General features: G+C 35.4%; 8 protein-coding genes and 2 pseudogenes. 8 read left to right on the forward strand and 2 right to left on the reverse strand.

The genetic code is table 11. From position 1 onward, the window contains the following. Nucleotides 1-459: 459 nt before the first annotated feature. Nucleotides 460-998 (reverse strand): annotated as a pseudogene (locus AC625_RS25625) (tyrosine-type recombinase/integrase). A 1,973-nt stretch (nt 999-2,971) separates the two neighbouring features. Between AC625_RS25625 and AC625_RS09180 the strand changes: the two are divergent. Continuing rightward, on the forward strand, nt 2,972-4,378 hold the full coding sequence (locus tag AC625_RS09180) for an MFS transporter (protein WP_049681031.1): 1,407 nt from the start codon (nt 2,972-2,974) through the stop codon (nt 4,376-4,378). A gap of 105 nt (nt 4,379-4,483) precedes the next feature. Here the strand turns inward: AC625_RS09180 and AC625_RS09185 are convergent, their stop codons facing one another. After that, nucleotides 4,484-5,704, reverse strand: a complete 1,221-nt coding sequence (locus AC625_RS09185; RefSeq protein WP_049681032.1) for an ROK family protein — start codon at nt 5,702-5,704, stop codon at nt 4,484-4,486. 339 nt (nt 5,705-6,043) lie between these two features. Here AC625_RS09185 and AC625_RS09190 point away from each other — a divergent pair, with 339 nt between their 5' ends. From AC625_RS09190 to licT, 7 genes and pseudogenes are all read left to right on the forward strand, one after another. Then, on the forward strand, nt 6,044-6,856 hold the full coding sequence (locus AC625_RS09190) for a purine-nucleoside phosphorylase (protein ID WP_425415483.1): 813 nt from the start codon (nt 6,044-6,046) through the stop codon (nt 6,854-6,856). Nucleotides 6,857-6,960: 104 nt separating this feature from the next. Beyond that, nucleotides 6,961-8,403 (forward strand): sulfatase family protein, encoded by a 1,443-nt coding sequence (locus AC625_RS09195; RefSeq protein WP_049683658.1) that lies wholly within the window; start codon nt 6,961-6,963, stop codon nt 8,401-8,403. Nucleotides 8,404-8,527: 124 nt separating this feature from the next. Beyond that, complete coding sequence (locus AC625_RS09200) at nt 8,528-9,808, forward strand: NCS2 family permease (protein WP_156187482.1); 1,281 nt, start codon at nt 8,528-8,530, stop codon at nt 9,806-9,808. Nucleotides 9,809-10,031: 223 nt separating this feature from the next. Continuing rightward, nucleotides 10,032-10,934: a formylglycine-generating enzyme family protein gene (locus AC625_RS09205; RefSeq protein ID WP_245645089.1), complete on the forward strand. Its 903-nt coding sequence runs from the start codon at nt 10,032-10,034 to the stop codon at nt 10,932-10,934. Nucleotides 10,935-11,038: 104 nt separating this feature from the next. Beyond that, complete coding sequence (locus AC625_RS09210) at nt 11,039-11,434, forward strand: YidH family protein (RefSeq protein WP_049681035.1); 396 nt, start codon at nt 11,039-11,041, stop codon at nt 11,432-11,434. Nucleotides 11,435-11,537: 103 nt separating this feature from the next. Continuing rightward, nucleotides 11,538-12,245 (forward strand): annotated as a pseudogene (locus AC625_RS09215) (IS6 family transposase). 290 nt (nt 12,246-12,535) lie between these two features. Further along, nucleotides 12,536-13,381, forward strand: a complete 846-nt coding sequence (gene licT, locus AC625_RS09220; protein WP_156187483.1) for a BglG family transcription antiterminator LicT — start codon at nt 12,536-12,538, stop codon at nt 13,379-13,381. Nucleotides 13,382-13,586 lie beyond the last annotated feature (205 nt).

A 13,586-nucleotide genomic window follows, 5' to 3' on the forward strand; every position in this document is an offset into this window, starting at 1 on the left:
GCCCTACCGGTCTTTTCTTCTTATAGAAGAGTATGGTGTACAAGCGATAATAAGCAAGGAAGCCAAATGCCGTTGTAGGGAGTCGGATAGCAGCGTAGTACCAATGAAGTTGGGTAATGCCGATGGAGGAAAGGCTGCTACCAAGTTATCACCCTTACTAGGGACACATTTACTACACGCAGAGGTAGGGATAATAAATGGACACAAAACTATTAAGGATAGCAGAATTAGCAAAATCTGAGCGAAAGAGATTAGCTATATTTTGTGAATGGTGACTAGGAGGAGCCGTGTGCGTAAATAGCGCAAGCACGGTTCTGTGAGGGGGGAGGAACACAATCTACCGCAAGGTAGAGAGGTTCCCTTCTACTCGACTAGTAAAAAACAGACTTATCTATGGAATGAAGAGATAAGTCTAGACTTTTATGTTGAGAAACTTACGCATGTTCCTGAAGTTACCCCTTATAAAGAGAAATCCTTTAGTGTTTCGTCGATTTCGTCTTGCGTAATCCCGATATATCGTTTGGTGATCGACGGGGCGGCATGGTTAAAAATATTTTGCAGGAATGCCAAGTCTTTCGTTCTCCGATAATACGCATATCCGAATGTCTTACGTATCGTATGCGTGCCGATGTCATCCCTGACCTAGCACTTCGCTGGCCCTCACCAGCGCTCTGTAGGCTTGTGTGGCCATTGTTCCGGCTTAGAAACAGGTACTCTCCGTCGCTCATATGAGCTGTATAATCTTCGATTTCTTCCCGCAGCTTAATTGGCAACATAAATCGCTTCGTTTTATTCGTTTTTTTCTCCCGAATCACCACATGACTTTTATCACGAACATCTCCAACGGTCAACGGCACAATATCACTGACCCGAAGCCCGGTATTAATCCCAAAGACAAACAAAAAATAGTCCCGTTCGGAACCATATCACCGCAACGCCCATTTCATATCCTCAATTTCTTTGACCGTTCGCAACGGCTGCACGTTCTTTTCTTTCATGATTTTTCTCCGATATCGTACATTCAACGTATGATATTGGTGGTTTATCAAAAGGACCCACTGTTATCAAGGATTTGAATGTACGAAAATATATAAAATAAATATATTTATAATTGTGTAAAAATGCTCTGGGGATGAGATGCTCTCCAGAGTCTTTTCTATTTAAATAAGTATTTTTTCTATTTTTTTCAATAGATATGAATTTGTAATAACCCTTGCAGGGATACATAATCCAATCATAAACTGTCTCGTGATGAACGGGCAGTCATGGGGGCTACATAAAACCTCTTACTTCATTTTCCACAATAGCGCCCTACAATGGAAGTCCTGTGTTGATATGCAGGATTTTTTCTTGTTCCACAAACGGTCCATTTTCTTGAACAAAAGTTTTAGTTTAGAAGAAGTTCGAAGAATTGTCCTGAAATTAGAAAAGCATTAGTGAAAGAAGATATTAATATAGTTTAGTTATTTTAGATAACATAAAATAAGAGCAGTGGTGAAAAATGACCCACTGCTCTTATCACTATTTCGATAAAATTTTTGTTCTCTGTTTTGATAATCTAATAAATTTAGTTTCACTAACAAATGTAGAGCCCAAAAGGAGTGCTCCACCTAGCATTTGAATAATAGTCATTTCTTCTTCAACGAAAGGTGGTCTTGATTGAAGTTCCAATTTAAATGTTAGATGACCATTTTCTAATAACGATGCTCAAGAATCGGGCGCGATTGTGGAAGATCATATTTACAAATGATCAATCTTTTTTATAAAAGCCAGACTTAAATCTGCTGGTTAAGACTCCATTTTGATCAATATTTTTTCAGAATGGAGTCTTTTTATTTATCATAAAATATGGATTTGTGAGGTATTTTTGATCAACTTTTATTTTAAAGCTACAATTAATCCTTTTTCAAAATGGAGCTTTTTTATTTGCTATAAACTTAGGGTTAAGGAGAGGTTTTTAGTTTAACTTTATTATAAATCTACACTTTTTTTATTTATATTAAAACGATTCAAAAGAAAGCAATCATAAATGTAAATTCCACTTTATCTCCATTATGAATAGTGACCTAGACCTTTTACATTACTATATACGAGAAGAGGGGAGAGGTATTCCATTGAATAATTAATCATTTCATCCCCGGAACCTGTAAAGAATCCCTCCAGAATTTGACCGATATAGATACATAAACAAGATGAAACTATAAACCACTACATAAACGGGATTAAGAGTGTCCAATATGACTATATAAACTGGATCATATTAAAAATAAATTTACTATATCTGTTTCATTATAAATTAATAATAAGATTCTCACTCTCATTCACCCATTTGTGGAAAAAAAAGAATGTTTATTGTAAATTACCGGGTATAAATATGCTTTTCTCCGTTGTTTTTTCTTTATTATCCCGTTTATGTAAGCTCTTATCCCGAAAACGTAGCTTAATAGAGCTTAAACTATTTGCTCAATCAAAATTTATCAAAACATTCTTATCTATTTGCCCGTGTATCACGTTAACTCGCATTATTTTGATTAAACTTTTTTTCAACGCTACACCACGGTGTTGTTAAGATAGTTCACTTGCCCTTATTTGGATGCATTCTGGCATCTCATTTTCTTCTTTTAACTCCTGAATTGAGAAATGAATACGCTTGATTTTTATCAATAGTAATGACATGAGGAGTGGATACATGTGAAAAAGCCAAGACTTTTTTTAAAAAGCGCTTGCCGGATTTGACGTTTCTAATTCTACTTAAGGGGTAGGGCCTGATCAAAAAGTAAAACTTATATTCAAAATTGATTTTTGTTGTGGGATAATACGATAACATAAATGATAAACAACATTGATAGGATATATATATTCATACTTATATTAAAAATGAATAAAAGATATTTACAAGTGGATAAAAATAAATTATGATGTATTTACCGTCGACGATAAACGATCATGATCTATACACAGGGGGTTAATAATGAATAACGAAGAAATGCGTCGCAGAGTTGCAAGGTGTATGCCTTGGATATTGTTATTTGAATTTTTCTTTGTATTTAATGAAAACGTATTCAACTTGATTACTCCAAATCTTGTAGAAGAATTTGCAGTATCACCTTCAACAGTTAGTTTAGTGGTTACAGTAGGTAAATTGTCCTTTGGAATTGCCTCGATAGTTTTTGCAGCCTTGTCTGATTTCATTAGTATAAGGAAATTAATATTATTTACATGTTGTTCTTTTCCTTTAGTAACTTTAATGGGAGTATTTTCTGATTATAGTTTCTCGTTATTAGTCATTTTTCGAATTTTGTTCTGTATTACAATTGCAGCCCCTGTGGCTTTGCAAATTATTATGGCTTTGAAGTATTTTGACAAGTTGACTGCGGCAAAATACTTTGGTTACAATACGGCCATATTCCAACTCGCTTCTTCAAGCGGTAACTTATTTGGAGGATACATTACTGAATATTTACATTGGAACATGGTGTTCCTGATTCCAGCACTAACATTTATAGGAATTCCGATCTTGATAAAAAATTTACCTAAAGAGGAAAGTAAAAAGGGTTCATTTGATTTTATAGGTATAATTTTAGTAACGGCGATTACTTCATTTTTCATTACATTTATGACTTTTAAAATGCAATACCCAGTACTTCTCATTTTAGCACTAATTAGTACTGCAGTATTTGTCGCCTATACGTTAAAAAGTAAAGATCCTTTAATCAAACCCGAGTTATTTAAGATTAAAGGGGTTGTGTGGTCTTTAATAGTGTGTGCGTTGTTTTATGGAACGCAAGTGGGCTTTTCTTTTATATTCCCATTCATCATAACCGAGACATATGGAATGTCAGTTAGTACAATGGGTGTCTTTTTTACCATTACAAACATAGCAGCTTTTATCACTGGTATGCAGACCGGCCGTATTATTAGATATAGTGGTTATCGTAACATTACACTATTAGGCGGGGGATTGATCTTTTCTGGATTAGCAATTGTTGCATTTTTAGTCGGTTATTCGGTTGTATTTGTATTCCTAGGTATGGGTCTTTTTAACATTGGTTATACACTCTTCTTTTCAGGGTACCTGACGAATTACACTCAGTTGTTGCCGGAAGAACAGCGCGGTGTAGGTATTGGATTAGAGAAATTAGTTCTTAATATTGGAAGTTCGTTAGGTGGAGCGTTTATTGCCATGCTATATGGACAATCCTTTATGAATAATAAGATATTAGATTTCTCCGGGAATGAGCATACCGCACAATTCAGTAACTCTGCTTTTATTCTGATGATTTTAATTGCAGTAGCTACATTAATCTTTGTAAAAGTATTTGATAAAAGATTCAATCAGGTGGGTAAAGTTAAGGTTTTAAGTGAAGAAGTAATTTAGAGGAAAAAATGGTAAGGAACACTCACAAGTTCCTTACCATTTTTTAATGAAATGTTTTCTCATATATAAAATTTCAAATTCTATTTTCTCAATTTGGAGTGATTATCATATCTCACCATTTGTCTCCACATAATAATCTAAAATCATACATCCTGCACCAACAGCTACAACGTTATACCCTGTAGACGGTGTGCAAAATTCTACTTCGAATTCGGGATAATATTGGACTCTTTGCTTTGCTGTTTTAGTTGCCATTTCATAAAAAATTGGATGAGAAGCTAAAGCTCCACCAATTATAACTACATCTGGACGAACCAGATAAATTAGGTTTGAAAGACCTATACCGTAAAAATAGGCTGCATCTTGAATGATACTACAACAAAGCGGATCATTTTGGTCTAAGGCATCTAAAATGTGATCCAAACGAATATCTTCAATATTAATAATCATATCTCTAATTATTGACTCTTTGCCACGTTTCAGCTGACGAATCAATTCTTCTTGAACATAAGGAAGAGTACAATATACATTCAGACATCCATATGATCCACATGAGCACTTACGTCCGTGTATGTCCACTATGATATGCCCAAATGAACCCTCCAAATCAACTTTACCACCAACCAACTTCTCTTCAGATACGATCCCACACCTAATTCCAATTCCGGACATGGTATAGACAAGGCTGTCTACCTTTTTCCAATATTTACTTCTATATTCACCTAGAGCCGCCAAGTTGGCGCCGTTATCCAAAATAACAAGTGTATTAAACCGCCGCTGTAGTAGCTCGGTTATGTTGACATTGATCCATTCATCAGACATGAATCGTTCTGGAGAAAGGATGATTCCCTTGGCACGATCCAATTGTCCAAATGATCCAACACCAATCCCGAGAAGTTTTTCAGTTTGTACATGGTGATCTCTCATCATCTGTTCGATTTTTTGATATATAAACTCCAGAACATCATCAGGTGTATACTGATCGCTCATCTCTAACTTTGCAACCTCCAAAATAGTAAGGTTTAAATCAAGAAGTATTACCCTTGTAAATGCTCCAGCGATATCAACGCCGATTAAATAGTATGTATCTGGTTTGATAACATACATGGATGGTCTTCTCCCACCACTGGATTCTCCTAATCCACTTTCATAAATGAGGTTTGCTTGGAGTAACTCCTCTATTAAACGAGCGCATGTAGACTGTTTGTACCCAGATAATTCAACTAATTGGTTTTTGTCTACAGGACCAAATTTTCGGATTAATTGGTATATACTTTTTAAACCTTTCATTCTAGGGGACATTAGCCCTGTAAATTGTTTTAACATAATTACCTCCACAAAAATAAACAACTATTATTAAAGTTTAAACGATATGTGATTATGGAACAAGAATAAGAAAAAATTAATACAAATATTCAATTTCGATATAAGTATAAGAATGCGTTGCTTAAAAACTAAAAATATTTGTTTTTAGTTACTTTTTACATGTTATTTTCATTACTTCTATTCAATTTTGATAAAAGGTTATTTACATAACTTACTTATTACTTTAAAATAAAATATAGACATACCCATTTTTGAATAATATATCGCAGTATCATTTAGAAAAAGTTATTTTGATTTTTGGAAAGTCGACATTAGAAAGGGGTAAATATAGTGAGAGATATTAAAGCACACATTCAGGAATCAACTTCATTCATTCAAAATATAATTGGATTTCGACCAGAAATAGGTCTAGTTCTTGGATCGGGTCTAGGGGTTTTAGCGGATTTAATTGAAAATTCGAAAGTGATTCCTTATGAAACCATTCCACACTTTCCTTCTTCGACAGTAGAAGGACATGCAGGTGAACTGGTAGCAGGTGAAATTAAGGGGAAAGGTGTTGTAATGTTAAAAGGTCGTTTCCACTTATATGAAGGTTATGAGGGACAGGCTGTTACTTTTCCTGTCCGTGTGCTAAAAGCACTTGGAGTGGAAAAGCTCATTGTCACCAATGCTGCTGGGGCGGTAAACATGAATTTTCAAGTCGGAGAATTAATGCTAATTACTGATCACATTAACAATATGGGAAGAAATCCGTTGATTGGCCCAAATGATTCAAATTTCGGGGTCAGATTTCCAGATATGTCGGAAGCTTATAGTAGACGTTTTTTAGGAGTAGCAAAAAGAGTAGCTTCAAAGCAAAATTTCAATCTAAGAGAAGGAGTTTACATGGCTAATCTAGGACCGACATATGAAACTCCTGCCGAAGTTCGAATTGCTCGAATTTTAGGAGCTGATGCTGTTGGAATGTCTACAGTTCCAGAAGTAATTGTTGCAAAGCACGCAGATATCGAAGTACTTGGAATTTCTTGTATAACGAATATGGCTGCCGGTATCTTGGAACAACCACTATCCCACCATGAAGTAATGGAAGCTGCTGAAAATGTAAAGGGAAAATTTCTTAATCTTGTTGTGGGGATTATTGACGAAATCTAATTCAATGATACTTTTGAGCAAGTAAGTAGGTTTCTAACGTTATATACCATTAATAATTATTTGTTTAACTAACAAAATAAATAAGAGAATGGATTGTGTTAAACATGACAAACCTTAACAAAGACAAACCCAATATAATTTTTATACTGACAGATGATCAGGGTCCTTGGGCCCTTGGTTGTGCTGGAAATCATGAAATTAAAACTCCTAATTTGGATCGGTTGGCTGAAGAAGGAATGCGCTTTGAAAACTTTTTTTGTACATCACCAGTTTGTTCACCCGCGCGTGCTTCTATACTTACTGGAAAAATACCTTCACAACATGGGATACATGATTTTATAAGAGAGAACGATAATCCACATCTTCCATATTTGAATGAGCATGTATCTTACACTGAATTACTTGCAAAGGAAGGGTATGTTTGCGGAATAAGTGGAAAGTGGGGCCTTGGAAACGACTATGAACCCCAAAAAGGGTTCAGTCACTGGTATGTAAATCTTTATGATGGAGGGCATTATTTTAATCCAAAGATGGTACGTAATGGGGAAGTCGTTAATGGAACGGGGTATTTAACTGATCTTATCACGCAAGATGCACTTACCTTCTTAGAAGAGGGTTCAAATAATGATCAGCCGTTCTATCTAAGCGTTCATTATACAGCTCCTCATCATTTGTGGGTGGGAGAACACCCGCAAGAATATGTGGATATGTATGATGATTGTTCTTTTGAATCATGTCCACAAGAAACTGAACACCCTTGGTTTTTACCATTGTCAAATCCTTCTAATGTTCGTGACAACCCTCGAGAAAACCTTAAGGGATACTTTGCTGCTGTAACAGCTATGGATTACAATGTGGGCTTGATTATAGATAAATTAAATAAACTCGGGGTACGTGAAAATACACTGATATGCTTTATGAGTGATAATGGATTTAGCTGTGGTCAAAACGGAATTTGGGGAAAAGGCAACGGAACATATCCACAAAACATGTTTGATAACTCGGTTAAAGTACCAGCAATATTTAGTCAACCTGGCAGAATACCAACAGGTCAGATTCACGATGCTTTACTTAGTCAATATGATATCATGCCAACACTGCTCGACTATCTTCATATTGACAACCCAGAGTCCAATGAATTACCAGGATCAAGCTTTGTATCGATATTAGAAGGAAAAGCAGATGATGAAAGAAAGCATGTAGTCGTCTATGATGAATACGGACCTGTTCGCATGATTCGTACGAAATCTTACAAATATATTCATCGCTATCCGTTTGGCCCATTTGAGTTCTATGATCTGATAAAAGACCAGCAGGAAGGTAATAATTTATACGATGATCCTGACTATCAGGATCAAATTCGAGTTTTACGAAGTGAGTTAGATAGGTGGTTTTTACAATATGTTGATCCTCGGATTGATGGGGCTCGACAGCCAGTAACAGGAACAGGACAAAGTAATTTAGTGAATCCAAGTAATGAGGACAAACCTACTTTTAACCAAGAAGGAAGGTTGTTTAAGGTGGGTCAAACATCCAAAAATTCGTGATTTTAAAGCACTTTTGAAAGAGGACAATTAAAAAGAAAGAAATTTGGTGATTTATAAAAAAAATTGGTGATTTATAAAAAAATCACGGGTGGGAGAGGGTATTTTTGAAAGCAGTGATTCTTTCTTGGACAAATTTATGCAAAGATGGTTTGATATACAAGACCATGAGACAACATTAAAAAAGGAAGCTATTGCCGGAATAACTTCTTTTATCACAGTATCCTATATTATCATTGTTAACGCTTCATTTTTAGAACAAGCGGGTATCCCGTATAATGCTGCGGTTATGGCAACCATTATTACTTCTTTTGTTGGTTGTATGATTATGGGATTCTGGGCAAATGCACCTATTGTACTTGCTCCTGGTATGGGAATAAACGCATTCTTCTCTTATTCCATGGTTCAGTCGATGGGGCTATCTTGGCAAGAAGCGTTAGCGGTAGTGTTTACGTCCGGTATTATTTTTGCATTGATAGCATTTTCACCTTTGGCATTGGTTCTTTCCCGTGCGGTACCGCAATCGTTAAAAGAAGCCATTGTTGTGGGTTTAGGTTTTTTTCTAACCTTTATAGGCCTTCAAAAGGGTGGAATTGTTACGGCAAGTGATACAACTTTTGTAAAGCTTGGTGATTTAAGCAATCCTCATACAATCGTCACTTTTTTAACGTTAACTATTACTGTTATTTTGTTTAGTCGTAATGTAAAAGGGAGTTTTCTTCTAAGTATTGTAGTAGGGTCGGTCATATCCGCACTATTTGGTTTAGTTGATTTAAACGATGTTAAATATTCAGAAGTTTCATTTGGTAGTTATAAGTCTGTGTTAGGTGCAATGTCTTTTGAAAGTATAACATCGTTAGCATTCTGGATTGCGACCTTTTCTTTAACGATGGTAATTGTTTTTGAGAATATGGGGGCTCTATATGGGTTATTACAACAACCCGTTAAGTTTAGACGCTCATATAAGGTAAGTGCGGTTTCGACCATTACTGCAGGTATATTCGGGACAAGCCCTACCATTGCAACTGTAGAAAGTGCTGCAGGTATTGCTGTAGGCGGGAAAACAGGAATTACAGCAATTGTTGCAGGTATTTTATTCTTACCAGCCATATTGTTTATTCCAGTATTAAAAATAATACCGGAAAACGTAATTGCACCTGTGCTCATCGTTGTTGGCAGCTTAATGATTCAAAATATACAAAAGATTGAATTGAAAGATTTTTCAGAAGCATTTCCTGCCTTTTTAATTATAGCTCTAATTCCATTGTCTTATAGTATTGTTGACGGAATCGCATTTGGTTTTATTGCTTACCCTCTTCTTAAATTAGCTTTAGGAAGAAAAAATGAAGTAAGCTTTCCGCTAGTTTTGATAGCATTCCTATTTTTACTGAATTTTGTTTTAAGCTAAAATGATTTTCAAGAAACAGCCTGTTTCTATATAGAGCAGGCTGTTTCTTATAAATTTTGCATCCTTTAAAGTTTCCAATATGAATTAATATCCACGTTTGATACCAGCTTATAAAAATAAAAATCTCTATTATTGAACAAAATGAAAAAGGTGGGAGGGATTGAAAGTGGAAGGTAAAATAAAAAGAGCTTGTTGTGCCGCCAGTAGGCCAAAGTCAACCAAAATTCCAGAGTTGGATCAACATATAAGAAAGCAATCTAGCAGATCATTAAGAGACGAAATGATTTACCTACCAGGTGGAGAGTTTCTTATGGGTACCGATAGTATTGAAGGGTTTCCCGCAGATGGTGAGGGACCAGTAAGGAAAATTAAGTTGGATCCTTTTTATATCGATTCTTGTACAGTTTCTAACGCTCAATTTGAAGCATTCGTAAAAGATACTGGGTATAAGACAGAAGCGGAGTTGTACGGATGGTCTTTTGTTTTTTATCATTTTGTATCTAAAGAAACAAAAAAACACGTAAAACAATTTGTTCAACAAACCCCTTGGTGGTGGGCTGTGGAGGGAGCTTATTGGAGAAATCCCGAAGGACCTGATTCGATGATTGAAGATCGGATGGATCACCCGGTTGTTCATGTTTCATGGCACGATGCAAGCGCGTATTGTAAATGGGCAGGGAAACGATTACCAACCGAAGCTGAATGGGAGTATGCCGCTCGAGGGGGACTTGAACAAAAAACATATCCATGGGGTGATGATTTAACCCCAAATGGGAAACATTACTGCAATATTTGGCAAGGGGAATTCCCAGAAAGAAACAATGGATCTGATGGATATTTAAGTACTGCTCCAGTAAAATCCTTTCCACCAAATGGATATGGACTTTATAACGTAGCAGGAAACGTGTGGGAATGGTGCTCTGATTGGTTTAGTGCTACATTTCAAACTTATGAAAGTCATGTTAATCCGAAAGGACCAGCGACAGGAGAAGCTAAGGTAATTCGTGGAGGATCTTATCTTTGTCATAAGTCTTACTGCAACCGTTATAGAGTAGCAGCACGCAGTTCCAATACTCCAGACAGCACAACAAGTCATATGGGATTTCGTTGTGCTGCTAATTATTAACTTTTATACCTATTAGAACAAAGTGCTGAAATGTTTTCAGGAGTATTAGTCACATTTGCATTGTTTCTTTATTAAAGTTGATTAATATTGGGGGATTACAATTCATGGAAGCTTTAAGTAAAAAGAAAGAAGTACCGGGAGAAAGTGTAATATATGCACAACAACATTTAGCTAACGAAAGAACTTATTTAGCCTGGGTACGGACGGCTGTATCTATTGTAGGGGTAGGCTTTTTGACAACTTCATTGCATTTTACTATTAAACTTAGCTTTAATCAGCATATTAATACTTTAGCTATATTCCTAGGAATCTTTGCATGTATTGTTGGTTTTATAACAGGAATATTGTCAACTCTTCAATATTCAAAGAAAAGAAGAGAAATTCAAGAAGGTATTTTTATTCCTTCTAACCATTCTATTGTTTTTGTATCTACCCTAATTTCCTTTTTAATTTTCATTATTTTTATGTATCTCTCTTTCTTATTATTGTCGAAGTCCTGAGTTAGATAAGAAGGTTCTGGTGCAAAAATTTCAGCTAACTTGAAACTAATCTCTAAATCTCGGACATACGGATACTACTAAACTAAAAAGGACGTGTATCGGTATGAAAAAACCAGTAGAATTCAAATGGAAACATTATCAGCCTGACATTATTTTATTAACGGTTAGATGGTACCTACGGTACAGCCTCAGCTTTCGTGATTTGGTGGAATTGATGGAGGAACGAGGCTTATCCATGGCTCACACAACGATTATGCGTTGGGTACATCAATACGGGCCTGAATTAGATGAAAGAGTACGGCGTCATCTTAAGTCAACCAATGACTCCTGGAGAGTAGATGAAACCTATGTGAAAGTCAAAGGTCAATGGATGTATCTGTATCGTGCCGTTGATTCAGAAGGGAATACCATTGATTTTTGTCTAAGCGAATCAAGAGATAAACAAGCAGCCAAACGCTTTTTTAAGAAAGCCTTGGCTTTTTCGCACGTTTCTAAGCCTCGTGTGATAACAATAGACAAAAACCCAGCTTATCCAATAGCTATCCAAGAGTTAAAAGAAGAAAAGCAGATGCCTGAAGGCATCCAACTAAGGCAAGTTAAATATCTCAACAATATCGTGGAGCAGGATCATCGCTTTATTAAAAAATGAATTCGCCCGATGCTTGGATTAAAGTCTTTACGGACTGCCAAACGAATTATTGCGGGGATAGAGGCTATGCACATGATCAAAAAAGGACAGACTCTCCAAAGGGAGAAGTCTGTCCAAAATCAAAAAGAATTCATCCATCAACTGTTTGGACTAATTGCTTAGGATCAGGGGTCACTAGAAAACTTTCGCTTTTTTATATTTTCTTCAAGTATTTGCACCAGAACCCAAATAAGTGTTTCTTTTTGTAAGAATAATTTTTAAAAAAATTATTCTTCGTCAACCGTTTACATTTTTTATTTACAAATCGTAATTGTCGCATTATAATAACTTACATCAACATTAGTATTCCTTTTGTTATAATGAGAAGGGAAAAATGATGAATGAATTCGTAATTTATCCATTTTTGAAGAGCTTTTATATCCTTCTCCAAGTCAATGATTGGAGGTTTAAAAGTGATAGTAAAAAAGGTGTTCAACAATAATGTTGTACTAGTAGTGAATGATACATCTACGGAAGAAATAGTAATGGGAAAAGGTATAGGTTTTAATAAGTTCCCTGGGGATGTTATTGATTCAGAACTAGTTGAGAAACAATTTATTTTTCAAGGACAGGATGATGTTAACCGATTTTATCAGATGGTAGGGAGAATTCCTTTACATGATGTGGAATTGGCAAGTGAAATTGTGGAAATGGGTAAGCAGGATTTATTAGTTCCATTGAGCGATTGTATTCTTATAACGTTATCTGATCATATTAGTCATATGCTTGAAAGGGTCAAAAGAGGTCTTTTTTTCAACAGTCCATTACAATGGGAAATCAAGCACATATACCCAAAAGAATACGCTTTTGGTGAAAAAGCTGTGGAATTTTTGAAAGATAAAACCGGGCTTGAGATTCCAATTTCAGAGGCAGCTTTCATTTCCTTGCATTTTGCGAATGCCCATTTGGAAATGAAAGGAATGGAAGAAACCATGTTGTTGACCAAGATTATTGATCAAATTTTAGACGTTGTGAAATACCATTATAGTATAGAGCTAGATGGTAAATCATATGATTTTTCAAGGTTCATAACTCATCTTAGATATTTTGTAAAAAGGCAATTGAAGAACGAAGAGAATAAAGTCGATTCATCTTTTTTATCCTTGATCAAATTACAGTATCCATATGATTTCAAATGTGGTGAAAAGATTAAAAAGTTTTTAGAAACAACTTATCGTTGGGAAATTAGTGAAGACGAATTACTTTATTTAACTATACATTTGAATAGACTGAATCGACATAGGATCGTTACTGGTTAGCAGGCGTGACCTAAGTCAATAAAGGAGAAATAAATAGAATGGAATCTATCTATATCTATTTATTCTTTATTGGCTTAGGTTTTTTTATGTATAGTGCCAAAAAAATAATAGTGTAATGGAAGAAACTATGTTGTTGACCAAAATTATTGATCAAATTTTGAACGTTGTGAAATACCATTATTGTATAGAGCTAGATGGTAAATCA

It is taken from the genome of Peribacillus loiseleuriae, from assembly GCF_001183985.1.
GTDB classification, from domain to species: Bacteria; Bacillota; Bacilli; order Bacillales; family DSM-1321; genus Peribacillus; species Peribacillus loiseleuriae.